General features: G+C 68.8%; 17 protein-coding genes. 8 read left to right on the top strand and 9 right to left on the bottom strand.

Annotation, left to right across the window (positions count from 1 at the left end):
* From A5681_RS27875 to A5681_RS21525, 3 genes are all read right to left on the bottom strand, one after another.
* Nucleotides 1–200 (bottom strand): hypothetical protein (locus A5681_RS27875; RefSeq protein WP_231996392.1); only part of this gene is annotated, 200 nt, incomplete at its 3' end.
* A gap of 85 nt (nucleotides 201–285) precedes the next feature.
* Nucleotides 286–720, bottom strand: coding sequence for a DUF417 family protein (locus A5681_RS21530; RefSeq protein ID WP_067280092.1), 435 nt, complete (start codon nucleotides 718–720; stop codon nucleotides 286–288).
* A gap of 113 nt (nucleotides 721–833) precedes the next feature.
* A complete protein-coding gene (locus tag A5681_RS21525; RefSeq protein ID WP_067280017.1) occupies nucleotides 834–1,304 on the bottom strand; it encodes an SRPBCC family protein in 471 nt (156 codons plus the stop codon).
* A 142-nt stretch (nucleotides 1,305–1,446) separates the two neighbouring features.
* Here A5681_RS21525 and A5681_RS21520 point away from each other — a divergent pair, with 142 nt between their 5' ends.
* The 6 genes from A5681_RS21520 (at nucleotide 1,447) to A5681_RS21495 (ending at nucleotide 8,525) form a co-directional block, all read left to right on the top strand.
* Nucleotides 1,447–2,268 carry a mycofactocin-coupled SDR family oxidoreductase gene (locus A5681_RS21520; protein ID WP_067280010.1) on the top strand — a complete coding sequence of 274 codons (822 nt, stop codon included), beginning with the start codon at nucleotides 1,447–1,449 and terminating at the stop codon, nucleotides 2,266–2,268.
* A gap of 74 nt (nucleotides 2,269–2,342) precedes the next feature.
* The gene (locus A5681_RS21515; protein ID WP_067280006.1) at nucleotides 2,343–3,419 is read left to right on the top strand and encodes a hypothetical protein; all 1,077 of its coding nucleotides are present in this window, start codon (nucleotides 2,343–2,345) and stop codon (nucleotides 3,417–3,419) included.
* A gap of 126 nt (nucleotides 3,420–3,545) precedes the next feature.
* Nucleotides 3,546–3,758, top strand: coding sequence for a heavy-metal-associated domain-containing protein (locus A5681_RS21510; RefSeq protein ID WP_067280003.1), 213 nt, complete (start codon nucleotides 3,546–3,548; stop codon nucleotides 3,756–3,758).
* A complete protein-coding gene (locus tag A5681_RS21505) occupies nucleotides 3,755–5,995 on the top strand; it encodes a heavy metal translocating P-type ATPase (RefSeq protein WP_067280000.1) in 2,241 nt (746 codons plus the stop codon). Before A5681_RS21510 ends, A5681_RS21505 begins: the two co-directional genes overlap by 4 nt.
* A gap of 134 nt (nucleotides 5,996–6,129) precedes the next feature.
* Nucleotides 6,130–7,521, top strand: a complete 1,392-nt coding sequence (locus tag A5681_RS21500) for an alpha/beta hydrolase (RefSeq protein ID WP_067279997.1) — start codon at nucleotides 6,130–6,132, stop codon at nucleotides 7,519–7,521.
* Between the two features lie 194 nt (nucleotides 7,522–7,715).
* On the top strand, nucleotides 7,716–8,525 hold the full coding sequence (locus tag A5681_RS21495) for a polysaccharide deacetylase family protein (RefSeq protein WP_067279994.1): 810 nt from the start codon (nucleotides 7,716–7,718) through the stop codon (nucleotides 8,523–8,525).
* Nucleotides 8,526–8,663: 138 nt separating this feature from the next.
* On the opposite strand, the gene A5681_RS21490 is transcribed toward A5681_RS21495, so the two are convergent.
* The 3 genes from A5681_RS21490 to A5681_RS21480 all read right to left on the bottom strand — a co-directional run bounded on the left by A5681_RS21490 (nucleotide 8,664) and on the right by A5681_RS21480 (nucleotide 11,245).
* Nucleotides 8,664–8,921, bottom strand: a complete 258-nt coding sequence (locus A5681_RS21490) for a ribosomal protein L7/L12 (RefSeq protein WP_067279990.1) — start codon at nucleotides 8,919–8,921, stop codon at nucleotides 8,664–8,666.
* Between the two features lie 61 nt (nucleotides 8,922–8,982).
* The gene (locus A5681_RS26755) at nucleotides 8,983–9,774 is read right to left on the bottom strand and encodes a pyridoxamine 5'-phosphate oxidase family protein (protein ID WP_082968475.1); all 792 of its coding nucleotides are present in this window, start codon (nucleotides 9,772–9,774) and stop codon (nucleotides 8,983–8,985) included.
* A 94-nt stretch (nucleotides 9,775–9,868) separates the two neighbouring features.
* Entirely contained in the window at nucleotides 9,869–11,245 is a 1,377-nt protein-coding gene (locus tag A5681_RS21480) for an FAD-binding oxidoreductase (protein ID WP_067279987.1), read from the bottom strand.
* Nucleotides 11,246–11,403: 158 nt separating this feature from the next.
* Between A5681_RS21480 and A5681_RS28000 the strand changes: the two genes are divergently transcribed.
* Nucleotides 11,404–14,313, top strand: coding sequence for a helix-turn-helix transcriptional regulator (locus tag A5681_RS28000; protein ID WP_067279984.1), 2,910 nt, complete (start codon nucleotides 11,404–11,406; stop codon nucleotides 14,311–14,313).
* A 5-nt stretch (nucleotides 14,314–14,318) separates the two neighbouring features.
* On the opposite strand, the gene A5681_RS21470 is transcribed toward A5681_RS28000, so the two are convergent.
* Nucleotides 14,319–14,588 (bottom strand): DUF4242 domain-containing protein, encoded by a 270-nt coding sequence (locus A5681_RS21470; protein WP_067279980.1) that lies wholly within the window; start codon nucleotides 14,586–14,588, stop codon nucleotides 14,319–14,321.
* A 76-nt stretch (nucleotides 14,589–14,664) separates the two neighbouring features.
* Entirely contained in the window at nucleotides 14,665–15,123 is a 459-nt protein-coding gene (locus A5681_RS21465) for a MarR family winged helix-turn-helix transcriptional regulator (RefSeq protein WP_067279976.1), read from the bottom strand.
* Between the two features lie 74 nt (nucleotides 15,124–15,197).
* Here A5681_RS21465 and A5681_RS21460 point away from each other — a divergent pair, with 74 nt between their 5' ends.
* Nucleotides 15,198–16,145, top strand: coding sequence for an alpha/beta hydrolase family esterase (locus A5681_RS21460; RefSeq protein ID WP_067279973.1), 948 nt, complete (start codon nucleotides 15,198–15,200; stop codon nucleotides 16,143–16,145).
* A gap of 64 nt (nucleotides 16,146–16,209) precedes the next feature.
* Here the strand turns inward: A5681_RS21460 and A5681_RS21455 are convergent, their stop codons facing one another.
* On the bottom strand, nucleotides 16,210–16,902 hold the full coding sequence (locus tag A5681_RS21455; RefSeq protein ID WP_067279970.1) for a TetR/AcrR family transcriptional regulator: 693 nt from the start codon (nucleotides 16,900–16,902) through the stop codon (nucleotides 16,210–16,212).
* Nucleotides 16,903–17,104 lie beyond the last annotated feature (202 nt).

Raw genomic sequence — 17,104 nt, 5'->3', positions numbered from 1 at the left:
TGATGCGCGAGCAACCGCATCTGGCCGCATTCGATCGCGCGGTGCGTGCGGAGAGTACCCAACATCCCGTTCGCGGCCGGCCGGAGTATTCGGGGCCAAAGGCGTTGCGCCGCATCATCGTCGTGATCCTGCGCGACGCCCGAACGACCGGCGCGCTGCCGCCGGGCACCGACCCCGACGCCGCCGCCGATGCGATCCATGCGCTGGCGCGCGGTCTCACCGAGCGCGCGGCCACCCTCGACGCCGACGCCTACGCGGCCACGCTGGCTTCGGCGAAGGAGTTGATCAGCGGGACGCTGTTCGCGCGCCCAGCGACTCACCCCAGGTCCACAGCGCGACGCCGATCAACACCAGGTCCTTGAGCAGAAACTGGCCCGGTAGCGCCGAGAGCACCGGAATGCCATCCGCATGGGTCGCGACCACGCCGGGAGTGGTGAAAAGGAAGCTCAGCGTGCCCAGGAACAGCACCACCGCGAGCGCACTGCCGACGGCCGATGCGCGCGGCCACACCGGCCTCAGGGCGATCAGCACCGCGGCGAGGATTTCCATGGTGCCCAGCAGGCGTGCGACCGTGGTGACGTTCAGCAGGTCGTAGATCCAGCTCATCAGCGGGCTGTGCTCGATCAGCACGCGGGATTCCATCTTTATGTACTTCCCGAACCCGATCCAGGCCAGAACGATGACCAACCCGTACCGGCTGATCAGTTGCCCCGATTGCATCAGGCGCGAACCGGCGGCGGCGGGAGTGAGGCTGGGCCTGGTCGGTGATTCGATTTTGTCCACAGATCAGCCACGAGCGGGCTCCCGATCTTGTTCACCCCCGCGCAGAATCGTTATCGGGCGTAGCGATCCCGCAACTTGGCCAGGGTCGCCTCGATGCCTGCGGTATTCCCCTTCACCGCACCGATCAGGCCGTAGTAGTTCACCGCGTTCTTGACCGCACCGGCCTGGCTGTAGTCGAACGTCTCCGTGACCCGCGTGCGGGTCGGCGAGAGCGCCTCGAACTCCCACCGCCAGCGGTGCCCCAGCGGATGACGCCATTCGATCAGTTCGTTGGGTTTGAACGCGGTCACCGTGCTGGTGATCCGATACGGCAGGCCGTACATCTTCATGCTGGTCGAAAACTTCGACCCCACAGCCATTTCGGCCGGGACCTTGATGTTGTCACGCACAGTTCCCGACCCGTCCAATTCGCTGTGTCGTCGCGGATCGGCGGCCATCGCGTACAGCTCGGCGGCAGGCGCCGCCACTTCGACCGACCGGCTTACCTGCCGCGGGCCTGCGTCGACAACGTTGACGGTCATGATCTTTCCTTTCGGCTGTCCGGCAGCGTCAGCTCGACGCTACGCTCGCCGAGTCGAATTCAGAACAGGAAGTGTCCCGCCTTGGCAGGGGTCCGCGACGGAAGCGGCCGGCCGGTGACACCGAGAGGAGCCGAAACAACCTATGAGTCAATCGATTTCGGGAAAGGTCGCGCTGATCACCGGCGCCGCGCGCGGGCAGGGCCGGGCGCATGCGGTACGCCTGGCCGCCGAAGGTGCCGACATCATCGCGGTCGATATCGCCGGGCCATTGCCGCCGAGCGTTCCCTACGATTCGCCCACACCCGAAGACCTGGCGGAGACGGCAAGGCTGGTGAGCGCCAACGGCAAACGGGCCGTTACCGAGACCGTTGACATCCGCGACCTCGACGCGCTCAAGGCGGCAGTCGATCGGGCGGTGGGCGAACTGGGCCGCCTCGACATCATCGTCGCCAATGCGGGGATCTGCAGTCCCGCGCCGTGGGACCAGATCACCGCGGAAGCGTTCCGCGACACCATCGACACCAACGTCACCGGCACCTGGAACACGGTGATGGCCGGCGCCCACCACATCATCGACGGCGGCCGCGGCGGCTCCATCATCCTCATCGGCTCCGCCGCCGGCATCAACATGCAGTCGTTCATGATCCACTACACGGCAAGCAAACACGCCGTGGTCGGGATGGCCCGCGCCTTCGCCGCCGAACTCGGCCGGCACAACATCCGCGTCAACAGCCTCAACCCCGGAGCGGTGGCGACACCGATGGGCACCGGCCGCATGCGCGAAGCGCTGCACGCGGCCGCCGAGACTTACCCGCACCTGCGGGGCCTGCACAAGCCGCTGTTGCCGGAGGGAATCGCCCAGCCGGAGGACATCGCCGACGCGGTCGCCTGGCTCGCCTCCGACCAGTCGCGACTGGTCACGGCAACCCAGGTTTCGGTCGACATCGGCGTCGGCTACGTCTGAACCCATCGGCAAACCGCTTCATCCCTTCTCAGAGCTATTGCCGCTACCGCAGTCGATCGCTATGGTCGCCGCTCATGGGCGTGCTGCGCTTTGTCTGGCAACGGGTGCTGGCCTTCGATCGGCTGGGTTCGCGCATACCTCAGCTAATCCAAACCTGGCTGGCCGAGTTCTTCTTCGTGATGCCGTTGACGTTCTTCGTCGGCAAGGTGATCGACATTCACGGCGCGCTGGGCGTGCCCGGCACCGGCGAGCGGCTCGACGGAACATTCTGGGGAGCGCTCGTGGTGTCGCTCGTCTTCGGGGCCTTCTTCGTCCGCTCCCTGGTGCGGCCACGGATGGTGCGGGGGTCGTGGACGCCCACGGTGCACGCCGACGTCGGACCGGTGACCGTCTACGGCGGGAATGCCGCCTGTCGCGTGACGTATCCGTACCTGACCAGTCATCCGTCCTACGCGTTGCTTCTGCTGATCACCGCCCCGATCCCCGCGGTCATGTGGGCGGCCACCGTCAACCAGGGCGACAGCACGTTCTATTGGCGGGTGTGCGGCATGGTCGGCTTGACGATCCTTGCGCTCATGGCGTTGGCGCGCGTATTCGCTTGGTACGTCTTTCGATTCGGCCGCCGTCAGCTCGACACCCAAGTACGCGGACTGGCGATCTCGCCGCGCCGACTCGGCTGGGAAATCGCCTGGAAGCCCGTGCTGGTCTTGGTGCTGTTGATGTACGCCATCGTCTGCGTTCCGTTGGGTGGGCTCTGGCTCAAGGAGCAACGCACGATTGCGGCCCTGCCGGTCGTCACCATCGCCGACGCTCAACACCCGGGCGAATATCGCCGGGTGAAGGGCGCGGTGGCCTCGGCGCCCGTCTTCTGGGCGCCGCAGGGCCGGGGCCGCGGCGGCAACAACTACGCGGGGGCCGGTGTGCTGGTGGCGCTCACCACCGGAGGCCAGGCGCTGATGCTTGCCGATTCGATGGCGGTCGCGGACTTCAAAGGAATGATGTCGCGCGTTCACAACGGTGAGCTGACGGCCACCGGCAAGGTGATCGACGGCGTTACGGCCGACCAGCGCAAGTACTACGGCTTCGATGAGGACGCGTTTCCCCCGCCGGCTTCCGCGGGCCGGGTGTTGCTGTTGTTGTCCCAGCCCTGATGGCCCCCCGCGCGATCCGGCAGAATCGTGCTGTCAGCAGCGGATGAACCCACTCATGATGGAGGTAACGCCCGAAGGTGTATGGCCATCGGGTATTCACCCGGGGCATATATCGGAAGGGGTGCCATGGTCACCAGCGAATACCGGGTCGACGGGATGAGTTGCGGCCACTGCGAATCGGCCGTGAGGGAGGAGGTCAGCCGCCTCCCCGGTGTGGAGCGCGTTGACGTCAGCGCCGACACCGGCAGGCTGGTCATCACGAGTTCTTCCCCCCTCGACGCGGACGCCGTCCTCGGCGCGGTCGACGAGGCCGGCTACGAGGCCGTCTTGGTCGCATGAGCGCAGTGCCGGTGAGCCGTATCGAGCTCGAGATCGCGGGGATGACGTGCGCGTCGTGCGCCGCGCGGATCGAGAAGAAACTGAACAGGCTCGACGGCGTCGCCGCCACCGTCAACTACGCCACCGAAAAGGCCGCCCTGACCGTTCCCTCGGGGTATGACCCGCAGCGGCTGATCGCCGCCGTCGAACAGGCCGGCTACACGGCCGCCTTGCCGCAACGTCGGGAGGAGCCCGCCCCGGAGCGGGCCGCCGACCCCGAACTGGCCGCCCTTCGCACCCGCGTCGTCACTGCGCTCGTGCTGGCCACCCCGGTGATTGCCATGGCGATGATCCCCGCTCTGCAATTCCGCTATTGGCAGTGGGCGTCGCTGGTCCTCGCCGCGCCGGTCGTCGTGTGGGCCGGCCGTCCCTTTCACACCGCCGCCTGGGCGAACCTCAGACACGGCACCGCCACGATGGACACCCTCGTCTCGGTCGGCACGCTGTCGGCATTCCTGTGGTCGCTGTACGCGCTGTTCCTGGGGACGGCCGGAGTGCCGGGGATGCACGACCGCTTCGAACTGTCCGTCCGGCCGTCCGACGGTGCGGGCAACATCTACCTCGAAGTCGCCGCGGGCGTGACCCTGTTCGTGCTGGCCGGACGGTACTTCGAGAAGCGGTCCAAGCGGACGGCGGGCGCCGCGCTGCGCGCCTTGCTGGAGCTCGGGGCCAAGGACGTCGCCGTGCTGCGCGACGGCGCCGAGACGCGCATCCCGGTGGACCGCCTGACGGTCGGGGACCAGTTCGTGGTGCGGCCCGGGGAGAAGGTGGCCACCGACGGCGTCGTGATCTCGGGTTCTTCGGCCGTGGACGTCTCGATGCTCACCGGGGAGTCCGTCCCCGTGGAGGTCGGCGCGGGCGACGGCGTCACGGGCGGCACCGTCAACGTCGGCGGACGTCTCGTCCTGCGCGCCACCCGGGTCGGCGACGACACGCAACTGGCGCACATGGCCAAGTCGGTCGAGGAGGCGCAGTCGGGCAAGGCCGGGGTGCAACGACTCGCCGACCGCATCTCCGGCGTGTTCGTCCCGGTGGTCATCGGCATCGCCGTGGCGACGCTCGGCGCGTGGCTCGCGTTCGGGTTCCCCGCCACCGCGGCGCTGACCGCGGCCGTCGCGGTGCTCATCATCGCCTGCCCATGCGCGCTCGGGCTGGCCACCCCGACCGCCCTGCTGGTCGGAACCGGCCGCGCGGCCCAGCTCGGCGTGCTGATCAACGGGCCCGAAGTCCTGGAATCCACCCGCCGCGTCGACACGGTCGTCCTCGACAAGACCGGCACCGTCACGACCGGGAAGATGACGCTCGTCGACGTGATCGGCGGCGCAGGAACCGACCGCGCGACGTTGCTGCGCTACGCCGGGGCGCTCGAGGACGCCTCCGAGCACCCCATTGCCCAGGCCATCGCAAAGGCCGCCGCGGCCGAACTCGGCCACCTGCCCGCGGCCGAGGGCTTCACCAACTCCGAGGGCAGCGGGGTGCGCGGCACGGTCGACGGCCACGCGGTGGTCGTGGGCCGCGCGAGCCTGCTGGCCGATTGCGGGCAGCCGCTGGACCCCGAGTTGTCGGTGGGCAAGGAGCGCGCCGAGGCCGAGGGTAAGACCGCGGTCGCCGTCGGCTGGGACGGCCGGGCCCGCGGGGTCCTCGTGGTCGCCGACACCGTCAAGCCGACGAGCGCGGAAGCCGTCCGGCAGTTCCGCGCGCTGGGCCTGACGCCCATTCTGCTGACCGGTGACAACCGTGGCGTGGCGAAACGCATCGCCGACGAGGTGGGCATCGCGCAGGTCATCGCGGAATCCATGCCCGCCGACAAGGTCGCCGCCATCAAGCGGTTGCAGGCGGAAGGCAAGGTCGTCGCGATGGTCGGCGACGGCGTCAACGACGCCGCGGCCCTGGCGACCGCCGACCTCGGGGTCGCCATGGGCACCGGCACCGACGTCGCCATCCAAGCCGCCGACCTCACCGTCACCCGCGGTGACCTCCGCGCCGCGGTCGACGCGATCCGGCTCTCCCGTCGGACGCTGACCACCATCAAGGCCAATCTGTTCTGGGCGTTCGGCTACAACATCGCCGCGATCCCACTTGCCGCGCTCGGCATGCTCAATCCGATGCTCGCGGGCGCCGCGATGGCGTTTTCCAGCGTTTTCGTCGTCGCGAACAGCCTGCGGCTGCGGTCGTTCACCAGCGTCACAGCCTCCTAACGGCCACGCCCACACGCCGCGATGGCAGGCGGGCCGGTGGGGCCGGTGTGGGATAGTTGTTTCCGACCCACCGCGTTCGAAAAGACCACGGGTCCGCCCCCGCGCAGCGATCGACTCAGCAAAGGCAACGACCGTTGGACCAATTCTTCGGACGACTGTCCTTGCTGCATGGCTGGTTTCCGCCGACCGTGCAGGCGCTGACGCTGCTGGTGCTGATCATCGCGGTCCAGTGGCGTGCCCGGCGGTGGCTCAAGCGGGTGCTGCCCGCGGCCCTGATCGCGGCCGCCGCGACGACCGCGCTCGCGTATTGGTACATCACGTCGCTCGGCGTGGCAGGTGACCCCGCGCCGACGACGCTGTGGCTGTGGATCGCGGCGACCGGCCTGGCCGCCGCGATTTTCCTGGTGGGCTGGCCGGGCGCGCGCTGGTGGCGTCGCGGCGTGGCGGTGCTGTCCATCCCCCTGTGCGTGTTGTGCGCGAGTTTGGCACTGAACAGCTGGGTGGGGTACTTCCCGACGGCGCTCGCCGCGTGGAACCAGCTGACCTCGGTGCCGTTGCCCGACCAGATCGACCGCCTGCGCGTGACCGAAATGCAGGTCGCCGGTACCAGGCCGAGCAAGGGCGTGGTGGTGCCGGTGGACATCGACGACAACGCCTCCCACTTCCGTCACCGCCGGGAATTGGTGTACCTGCCACCCGCGTGGTTCAACAGCAATCCGCCGCCTCGCCTGCCGGCGGTCATGATGATCAGTTCGGCCTTCAACACCCCGGCCGACTGGCTGGGTCCCGGTGGCGCCTTCACCGCCATCGACAACTTCGCCGCCGCCCATCGCGGCTTCTCCCCGGTGTTGGTGTTCGTCGATCCCACCGGCTCGTTCGACAACGACACCGAGTGCGTCAATGGCAGCCGGGGCAACGCGGCCGACCACCTGACCAAGGATGTCGTGCCGTTCATGGTGTCGAACTTCGCCGTGAGCGCCGATCGGGCGAACTGGGGCGTCGCCGGATGGTCGATGGGCGGAACCTGCGCGGTTGACCTGGCCGTGATGCATCCCGAACTGTTCAGCGCGTTCGTCGACATCGCCGGTGACCGCAGCCCCAACGTCGGCCCCAAGGATCAAACGATCGCCAAGCTGTTCGACGGCAATCGCACCGCCTGGGCCGGGTTCGACCCGCTCACCGTGATCGCGCGGCACGGCCGATACACCGGCTTGTCGGGGTGGTTCGACGTCCCGGGGTCGTCCGAACCGCGCAACGTCGCCGAGGAAGCCAATCCCACGTCCGGCGCCGTCGCAACCGATCCTGCCGCCAATCCGGAGGGCCAGGACGCCGCCGCCAACGCGCTCTGCTCGGCCGCCTCGGCCAACGGCATCAACTGCGCCGTGGTCAGTCAGCCGGGCAAGCATGACTGGCCGTTTGCGGCGCAGGCGTTCACCGCGGCGCTGCCCTGGCTGGCCTCGACGCTGGGGACGCCGGCAGCCGAGCCGGTGCAGCTGCCCCAGCGCGGGGGCGGTGAATCACATTGATCACGAAATTCACAGCTGACCCTCCCGTAACGCAGCCGCAATGTTCGCCCTGGTAGTGGTACGGTTCGCTGCTGATGGCTGACGAGTTTCTGCGCGATGGACGGCCCCTGCGCGGGTCGGCCCGGCGCGCGCCCCGGCGAAGCGAGCGACGGGTCCAGCCCGGCGCGTTTGCTCCGGGCTTTCGTCTGCCCGCGATGAATCGCCGTCAGTTCCTGGGTTCACTCGCCGCGTCGGTCGTCGCCGGCGTGGGCGCCGCGCGCCTCGTGGTCGACCCGCAGCCGCGAACCTTCGCGGACGTACCCGCGGATTCCGTGGCGACGTCGGGGCCGGCCGCCCCGGCGGCGCTGTTGCCACCACCGCCGCCCGGCGCACGCATCCCGCTGCCCGGCGGGGGCGCTTTGATGAAGATCCCCGGCGACGGCGACCTGCTCGCGCTGACCGTCGACGACGGCGTCAGCAGCGAGGTGGTGCGCGCCTACACGCAGTTCGCCAAGGACACCGGTGTGCGACTGACGTACTTCGTCAACGGCACCTATGACTCGTGGACCGAGAACGCGGACATGCTGCGGCCGTTGGTCGACAGCGGACAGATTCAACTCGGCAACCACACGTGGTCCCACCCGGATTTGACGACGCTGCCGAAGGACCAGATCGCCCAGCAGCTCACCCGCAACGACGAGTTCCTCAAGAAAACGTACGGGATCGGCGCGAAGCCGTACTGGCGCCCGCCCTACGCGAAGCGCAACGCCGTCGTCGACGCCATCGCCGCCGACATGGGCTATACGGTGCCCACGTTGTGGTCGGGGTCGCTGTCGGATTCGACGTTGATCACCGAGGAATACATCGTCCAGATGGCGGATCAGTACTTCACCCCGCAGGCCATCGTCATCGGGCACCTCAACCACCTGCCGGTGACGCACGTCTACCCGCAGCTGGTCGATGTCATCCGCTCACGCAACCTGCGCACCGTCACGCTCAACGACGTGTTCCTCAAGACGCCCTAGCGCCCGGAGATCGCGGCCACGCCGGTCAAGCGTGGCGGGAAAGCGCCCGATCGCGCTCTCATGCCTGCCGAATGCCACGAATTCGTTTGCACCCGAGCGCAATCCACGTTGCGGTCGCGGCCACCGGCGTTTCGACGCCTAAAGGGGGTCGACGACTTCCTTTGCCTCGCGCAAGCCCGCGCCGGTCAGCTCGCGGTACAGCTTGATCGCGGCGATCTTGTTGCCCGACCGGGCCAGCCCGACGACCTCCGCGGGCACACCGTTCTCGAATGCGCCCGGTGCGGTAACGCCCACGTCGCTGCCGAACGTCGGGCACGGGACCTCGAGCCTTTCGGACAGCAGACGCACCTGCTGCTCCAGCAGCGCGAGACGGCGGTAGACCTGCGGATCATCCATGGCATGACGATAATCCGACCCGCCGCGCCGCGCCGCGCCCGGCGGCTGCTTTCTCCCGCGCCTACGGCGCCCGGCATTTGATCGCCGCTTCGGGCGCGATCCCGATATACGCGGCCCGCGACTGCAGGTAGTACCGGAGTCGCAACCCCCACAGCCGTGCGTGCCTCAGCTCGACAGCCGCGAACTCCGGTTGGAGGTAATAGCGCCACGCTATCCGGGCGGCCACCGCGTACGGGGGCGCGCCGCGACCGGCACAGGCATGGCCGTTGACGAGGAGCCGGCTGGCGTCGGCCCCACCCTCACCGCCGAACAGTAAGGCCACCTCCGACGTGGCCACCACATTGCGTACCGTCCACGACGACGCCGACGTCGTCGTATAGATCCGCTCACCGTGCGCAACGAACCACAGCGGCACCGCGAACGGCGTGCCTTTCCGCGAGCGGCTCGCGACAATCACCACCCGCGAACCTTTCAGCGCCGCAGTGAGTTCCGGAGAATCGAGGGGCCGGACGTCGTTCATCTCGTCAAGAACCGGAATCGGATTCCGCCGTCTCGACGGCGCCGGCGGCGCCGGTACATTACGAAGCGAGCCGTAGTCCCAGGCCACGATCCGCTCGGGCGCGATCCGATAGGCGCGGTCGCCCATGTCCTTGGCTGTTCCTCTGACCGTCAACGAACGCAACCGGAACCACTGAGGACCGTCGTCGGCGACCACGACGACATTGCGGTCCGCGAGATTTGGGCTGCCATCCGGGACCCGGACGATGCGCGGCGATCCCGCGGGGTCGGCGCGGTTCTCCAGGCTGACATTCACGGGCAGAACACGGATTTCGTCGTCGACGGTGGCGGCCAACGCGGCTCGAGGTGGAGAGACCGCCAAGTCGGCTACCGCGTCAGGCTCGACGTCCCGACTGATCAAGAGGTGCCCTTCCGGTAGAACTGCCGCGCTACCTTGCCGGCAGGATGTTCTGGTTGATGTGGAAGACGTTGCCCGGATCGTATTCCGCCTTCACCTCGGTGAGCCGCTGGTAATTCGGGCCGTACGTTGCCCGGACCCGCTCCTGGCCCTCGTCCATCATGAAGTTCACGTAGGCACCGCCGGCCGAGTACGGATGGGTGGCGTCCCAGTAGTCGACGGTCCAGCGTTTCAACAGCTCCGCGTTGGCAGGGTCGGGGTCGACCCCCGCGATCACTTGCGAGAAGTTCACGTCCCGGTACGCCCACGCCGTATCCGTTTGGCCGACCCGGTGCACCGCACCGTCGATCGGATACAGATGCATCGTGGAGTGCATGGTCGGCAGTTCCTCGGCGAAGCGGGCATGGGCCTGGACCGCGGCGTCGGGGAGGGTGCGGACGAAGTCGCCGCGCCAATACCATTGCAGCCCTTTGGGATACAGGCCATCGAAGGTCGACTGCAGCGCGGGATAGGGCGCGGGGCCCAGGCCGTCGAAGGCGGGCTCCATCTGGCGGATCGGCGCGAACGCCTCTTCGGCGCCCGCAGGACCACCCGTGTAGCACCAGACCACGGCGCAGGCCTTGTGCAGGTGGAACGCCTCGGGGAACGGCGCCACCGGCGGGACCGTCATGGCCGCGAAAAATCCGTACAGGTCCTCGTCCTGCGCCGGCATGAAGTCCCGGTACCACGACAGAATGTCGGCGGTGTGCGACGACGGCCACGCCGTCGGACCGCAGATCACCGTGTGCACCGGGTGCAGGCGGAACGTGAACGCGGTCACCACGCCGAAGTTTCCGCCGCCGCCGCGCAGCGCCCAGAACAGATCCGCATGCTCGGATTCCGACGCCGTCACCACCTTGCCGTCGGCGAGCACGACTTCGGCCTCCACCAGGTTGTCGATGGTGAGGCCGTGCTTGCGGGTCAGGTACCCGTGGCCGCCGCCGAGGGTCAGACCGCCGACACCGGTCGTGGAGATGATGCCGGTCGGCGTCGCCAGCCCGTACGCGTGTGTCGCGCCGTCGACCTGTGCCCACGTTGCCCCGCCCTGCACCCGCGCGATGCGCCGTTCGGGGTCGACGTCGACGCGGTCCATCGGCGACAGATCGATGACGAGACCGCCGTCGACCGACCCGAAGCCGGGGCCGTTGTGGCCGCCGCCGCGGACGGCGACCACCAGGTTCGAGCGGCGGGCGAATTCGAGCGCGCCCGCGACATCGGCGGCCGATCGGCAGCGGGCGATCACCGCCGGCCGCTTGTCGATCATGGCGTTGTGCAGAGCGCGCGCGTCGTCGTACCCGGGATCGTCCGGCAGGATCACCTGCGAGCCGAACCTGGCCCGTAGTTCATCGGTTGCGGTTGTGAGGCTCATCGCCCACACCTCCCTTGTTTGCTCGCGGGTGTTGATGCTGCGACGCTACGAGGCCCGTGAGCCGCGCGTCATGACCACAACCGAGCATTTCCGAGGCACTCCACGATAGTCACATCTGACTATCGACCCACCCACTCCGCCGCGGTTACCGTGTTTGCATGGCGCAGTGGGTGCCGCCCCCGCTCCCGGCCGAACTCATCGCTCGTCGCCGCGGGCCGCTCGTGGGCCGCGACGCGGAACTCGCGGTGTTCGAGCAGGCCTGGGAGCGGGTCGAGGCGGGCAACCGCCAGGCGGTCTTCATCGGCGGCGAGCCCGGTGCCGGTAAGACGCGCCTCGCCGCGGAGGTGGCCGGGACGCTGTTCGACCACGGGGTCGCGGTGCTGGTGGGCAGTTCGACCGCCGACGAGGACCTGCCCTACTCGCCCTTCGCCGAAGCGCTCGACCGGCTGCTCATCGCCGGTCCCCCCGGTTCGATGGCAGCACCATTGGGCGAGGTCGGCGCGCAGCTGCGGCGGCTGTCGCCGCACGTGGGCCGGCACTTGTCCGACGACGTCCCGGCGCCGGACGTCGGGTCGGCGCGCCAGGCTCTCTTCGACGCGTTGACCAAATTCCTGCGCCGTTTGGCGGCGGACCGGCCGGTGGCGTTGATCCTCGACGACCTGCACTGGGCACAGCTCCCCACCCTCGCGCTGCTCGAGCACGTGCTGATCGGCTGCGCCGATGCCCGGGTCCTGGTGGTGGTCACGTTCCGCACGACGGAGCCCGACCGATCCGACGACCTGGCCACCCGGCTGGCCGAGCTGCACCGGTTCGACGGGGTGCGGCGCCTGGACCTGGCAGGCCTGGACACCGAGGCGATCGCCGAGTTCGTGGCCCGAACCCAGCAGCTGGCGCCGGCGTCGGCGCGCACGGCCGCCGCCCTGCTGCGGGAGCGGACCGGTGGCAACCCGTTCTTCCTCACGGAACTGGTCAACGACCTCGAAATCCGAGGCGGCCTGGCCACTTTGAGCACGCAGCAGACCGTGCCCGCGTCGATCGGGGACGCCATCGCCCGCCGCCTCGCCGGGCTGGGCACCGCAGTGCGGGCGGTCATCGAGCAGGCCGCGGTTCTAGGCCAGACGTTCGATCTGCCGGCGCTCATCGCGACGCGCGAGACGGAGGTCGGCGCGACCCTGGCGGCGATCGATTCCGCCGAGGCCGTCGGCCTGGTCCGCGCGGTCCACGACTCCGACGGTGAATTCGCGTTCGTGCACGCCCTGACCCGTGAATCGGTGCTCGGCGGGATGGCCGCCTCGCGGCTGCGAATCATGCACGCGCGCGCCGCCGAAGCGCTCGAGGGACGTGCCGACCCGTCGCTCGTGCCGCGCCTGGCCAACCACTTTCTGGTCGCGCACGTGCTCGGCTACCACGAGCAGGCGTTGCGGTACGCGCGGCAGGCCGCCCGGATGGCCGAACAGAGCCTGGCCTACGAGGACGCGGCGAAGTGGTTCGAGCGGGCGGCGTCGCTTCCCGAGCTGAACCTCGCCGACCGGGCCGGGCTGCACCTCGACGCGGCCGCCAACCACGTGCGCGGGGGCTCGTTCGCGCGGGCGCGGACCATCTACGAACGCATCGGCGCGATGGACGACCCCCTGATGCGGCTGGAGGCGGCCGTCGGCTACGAGGAGGCCAATTGGCGCCCCGGCCAATCGAATTCGAAGGCCGCCGACTTGCTGGCGTCCGCCCTGGAATCCTGCGGATTGCAGGCCGAGGACCCCCGCTACGTCCAAGCGCTCGGCAGCTTCGGCCGGGCACTGGCCTTCGCCGGCGAGGCGGCGCGCGCCCGCGAGGTCGGCGCCGACGCGATCGAGCGCGCGCGGGCCATCGACGACGCCGCGGTGCTCCTGCACACGTTGAAAACCAGCCTGTGGCAGGGCCTTACCCCGGAGATGAGCGAAATCCAAGCGCAGCGTGCGGCCGAGGTTTCGCGGATGTCGATGTCGCGTCGCGACTACGAATCACTGGGCGCGGCGTCGCACTTCCACGCCATGGTCAGCTACCTGGCCGGCCGCCCCGACGGCCTGGCCGCCGCGACCGCAGACATGCGGCGAGCGGCCCAAACCTGCGGCCAACCCGCCTTCGGCTTCGTCGGCGCGTGCATCGAGGAGGCACTGGCCTACCTGCGCGGTGACTTCGCCGGCGCCGAACGCTGGGCCGACATCGCCTTGCGCACAGGGGATTTGTTCGGCGCCGACGACACCGAGGGATCCAACGGGGTCCAGATGTTCATGATCCGCCGCGAGACCGGCGACTTGAAGAGGTTCGGCGAATTCATCGACGGCAGTGAGACGTTCACGGGCCGCTGGGTGCCCGGGCTGCTCGCCCTCTACACCGAGCTCAAATGCGAACGCGGGATGACCCGTGCTCTCCACCAGCTGCTCAACCGCAACCTGAGCGACCGCCTCGAGGATGCGCAGTGGCCGATGGAGCTGGTGTTCATGGTCGAGGCGGCGTTGGAGCTTTCCCACCGCGAAGCGGTCCACGCGTTGCGCCCCTTCGTCTCGCGTTATGCCGGAAAGAATTTGGTGGCGGGGCAATTCGTCGCGCTGTTCGGCAGTGCGGACCGATACCTGGCCCGCATCGCGGCGCTCTGCGGGGACAGCGCCGCGGCCGAGCGGCACTTCGCCGCGGCCATCGAGATGGACCGCCGGATGGGCTCGGTGGTCCATATCAGCGAGACGCTGGCCCGGCACGCGTTGTTCGCCGCATCGTGCGGTCGCGCCGAGGACGCCCGGTCCCTGGCGGAGGAGGCGCGCCTAATCGCCGATGCGATCGGCCAGACCAGGGTCGTCGACTTGGCCGATAAGGTGCTGACCACCGGTTCCCTGGGCCCCGATGGGCTGACCGAACGGGAGGTGGAGGTACTTCGGCTGCTCGCCGAGGGGCTGAGCAATCGCGCGATCGGCGAACGCCTTTTCATCAGCACCAACACCGCGGCCAACCATGTGCGCAACATCCTGATCAAAACGGGCGCCGCGAACCGTACGCAGGCAGCGATGTATGCCGCCGATCACGAACTCCTCGGTTAGCGCGCTCAGATGTCGGACAGGGCCCCGTCCGGCATCAGACGGTCCTTCACTTCGACGACGGCGTCGGCGGGCAGTCCGGCACGCGCGGCCGCGGACCTGATGGCCTCCGGCGATGGCGCCTCATACAGGCAGTAGGTCTTTCGTTTGTCCGCCGACAGGAACGAGTACATCCAGCGAACACCTTCCTGGTCGTTGATCCGGTTGATGCCGTCGATGGCCTCGAGGCCGGGTTCCAGTTCCTCGGCAAAGTTGCGCTCGACCATGAAGATGGGCACGGTGACTCCTGTTCACTGTCTCGGATCGAGCCTAGGCCGTCAGCGGCGGTCACGACATGGCAACTTCCGGCGGGTGTCAATCCCCGTCGGCCCCGCCCCCGTCGGCGAGCAGCATCTGCAGCGTCGCGCGCAGCTCGGCCAGACGCTCCCGGCCCAGCACGCGTTCCCACCGCGCCTCCAAATCGACCGCGTTGGAACGCATTACGCGTAGCGCGTGACGGCCGCAGGTGGTCAGTTCGATGATCCGCGCCCGCGCGTCGGCGGGGTGGGGGGCACGGGTGACGTAGCCATGGCGCTCCAGCGCGGCGACCGCCTGGGCCACCGCCTGCCGGCTTACCTGGAGTCGATCGGCCAGATCCGATGCGTGCAGCCCGCCGGCCGCCAGTGGGACGAGCGCCACCGCTTGCGCGGGCCGGATGCCGTCGAGGCCCGCGGCGGCGAACGCCGCCCGCAGTCGCGGCGCCCCGGATGCGGCCACCAGGTTGACCAGCGCGGGCACGGTGGGCTGCCAGTCGGGGACGGGAGGGCGGCGCATGGGGACAGTGTGCCAGCCGGCGGAAGAATGACAAGTTACTTGTCAAAATCCGTATCGGCTGCCACGATGGCGGCATGCGATCGCGCCGCTTACGGGCCGCCGGCTTGTGCCTGCTCGCCCTCCTGGTCATCGTGCTCGGCGGGTGCCTGGGCGGTGGCGGGCATGCGTTGGGAACGCCCGGCTCGCAGTCGATCCCGGTCGGGCAGTCCACTCAGAGCATCGAATCGGGCGGCGTCAGCCGAACGTTTCACCTCTACCGCCCGCAAGGCTTGACCGACGCTGCCCCGCTGGTGGTGATGCTGCACGGGGGTTTCGGCAACGGAGAGCAGGCCGAGCGCGCCTACCATTGGGACGCCGAGGCGGAAAGTGGACGGTTTCTGGTCGTCTACCCCGACGGCCTCAACCGCGCCTGGAACGCCGGCACCTGCTGCGGTGAACCGCAGCGCGTCGGCGCCGACGACGTCGGGTTCATCACGGCCATGGTCGGTGCCATCGAGCAACAGATGCCGATCGATCGCGCGCGCGTCTATGTCACCGGCATGTCGAACGGGGCCATGATGGCGCTCCGGCTTGGCTGCCAGTCCGATGTCTTCGCCGCGATCGCTCCAGTGGCGGGCACGCTGCTCACCGACTGCTCTCAGGCCCACCGGGCGTCGGTGCTGCAAATCCACGGCACGGCCGACGACCGCGTGCCTTACAACGGCGGGCCCGGAAAGGCGTTCTCGTTCAACGGGACTGCCCGCGTGGACGGACCGTCGGCGGAGTCCGTCAACGCCACGTGGCGCGCCATCGACGCGTGCGGACCACCGAACTCGAGCACCGCGGGGGATGTGACCACCCAGGTCGCCGGCTGCCCCGACGGGCGGACCGTCGAGTTGATCTCGGTGGCGGGCGCCGGCCATCAATGGCCGGGCGGCGAGCCGAGCCCCCTCGCCGAGAAGCTGGCGGGCATCCCCGCGCCATCGGCGGCCCTGGACGCCACCGACACCATCTGGCAGTTCTTCACCCGAAACCATCGCTGAGACCGGCAATCTCCAGGCCGGCCGTCGGCAGCGCCGAGCACCTCGACCGGGCTCATCCAGGGCGTCATCGCGGGCGTCGCCTAGGTTTGGAACGACTGACGACCCTTCGTGCGCGCTTCGCCACTACGGGTGTGATTTGACGATCGAGCGCGCCCGCGATGTCGGTCGTGGTCACGACGAGGGCCGTCATGAACTCGATGAGCTGCGGTTGACTCACATCGATCTGCTGCCGATACCACTGGGTGGTCAACTCGAGGAGCCCGCCCACCACCGTCAACGCCGTCAGCCTCACGTTGTCTTCGCTCCCGGCCGCCTCACCGAGCAGTGCCCTTACCTGCCCGACCATGACACCCGTCAGGACGTCGATCACCTCGAGCCGTCGGCCCGCGAGCGCTTCGGCCGTTTGCAGCTCGATCAGGAGCCTCGGCCGCCGCGGATCCTCGTCGATGAAGGCGAACGCGAACTCGATGACGGCCCGCACGCGCGGTCTGACTTCGGGTGGCGACTCCGCGACCGTAGCCATGATCCCGGTCAATGCGCGGTTGAACTGGGCTTCGAACGTCGCGATCAGCAGCTCGTGACAGTCCTTGAAGCTTTCGTAGAAGTAGCGATCGTTGAGTCGTGCTCGCGCGCTGATGGCTCGAACGCGCAGGTTGGTCACCCCGTGCTCGGCGATGGTGTCGAAGGCGGCCTCGATGAGTTGTCCGCGGCGCTGCTCGCGACGTTGCTCGGCGGTGAGGCCGCGGTGCACTGCCATTTAGCCGACTCCTCTCACTTGACGCCGCGGGGTTGCGCTTGCGAGACCTTTGGTGAAGCATCTCACCAAGGTAGCTTTGGTGAATGTCTTCACCAAACGCTCGTAAGGGGGGCTCGTGGTACGGGGGGACTTTTCGGCGATCGGTGTGCACTGCCGCGGGCAGGACGACGTCGTTCGCCCCCGCGGGAGATCGTCGTCGCTG

This window comes from Mycobacterium scrofulaceum (genome assembly GCF_001667885.1).
In the GTDB taxonomy this organism is placed as follows: domain Bacteria; phylum Actinomycetota; class Actinomycetes; order Mycobacteriales; family Mycobacteriaceae; genus Mycobacterium; species Mycobacterium scrofulaceum_C.
Note: the sequence above shows the minus strand (reverse complement) of the source record. Positions and strands in the feature narration are given on the sequence as shown.

Coding starts and splice junctions, on each gene's coding strand:
- A5681_RS21530 (WP_067280092.1), bottom strand. CDS start 720: ATGCAATCGGGGCAACTGATCAGCCGGTACGGGTTGGTCATCGTTCTG.
- A5681_RS21525 (WP_067280017.1), bottom strand. CDS start 1,304: ATGACCGTCAACGTTGTCGACGCAGGCCCGCGGCAGGTAAGCCGGTCG.
- A5681_RS21520 (WP_067280010.1), top strand. CDS start 1,447: ATGAGTCAATCGATTTCGGGAAAGGTCGCGCTGATCACCGGCGCCGCG.
- A5681_RS21515 (WP_067280006.1), top strand. CDS start 2,343: ATGGGCGTGCTGCGCTTTGTCTGGCAACGGGTGCTGGCCTTCGATCGG.
- A5681_RS21510 (WP_067280003.1), top strand. CDS start 3,546: ATGGTCACCAGCGAATACCGGGTCGACGGGATGAGTTGCGGCCACTGC.
- A5681_RS21505 (WP_067280000.1), top strand. CDS start 3,755: ATGAGCGCAGTGCCGGTGAGCCGTATCGAGCTCGAGATCGCGGGGATG.
- A5681_RS21495 (WP_067279994.1), top strand. CDS start 7,716: ATGAATCGCCGTCAGTTCCTGGGTTCACTCGCCGCGTCGGTCGTCGCC.
- A5681_RS21490 (WP_067279990.1), bottom strand. CDS start 8,921: ATGGATGATCCGCAGGTCTACCGCCGTCTCGCGCTGCTGGAGCAGCAG.
- A5681_RS21480 (WP_067279987.1), bottom strand. CDS start 11,245: ATGAGCCTCACAACCGCAACCGATGAACTACGGGCCAGGTTCGGCTCG.
- A5681_RS28000 (WP_067279984.1), top strand. CDS start 11,404: ATGGCGCAGTGGGTGCCGCCCCCGCTCCCGGCCGAACTCATCGCTCGT.
- A5681_RS21465 (WP_067279976.1), bottom strand. CDS start 15,123: ATGCGCCGCCCTCCCGTCCCCGACTGGCAGCCCACCGTGCCCGCGCTG.
- A5681_RS21460 (WP_067279973.1), top strand. CDS start 15,198: ATGCGATCGCGCCGCTTACGGGCCGCCGGCTTGTGCCTGCTCGCCCTC.
- A5681_RS21455 (WP_067279970.1), bottom strand. CDS start 16,902: ATGGCAGTGCACCGCGGCCTCACCGCCGAGCAACGTCGCGAGCAGCGC.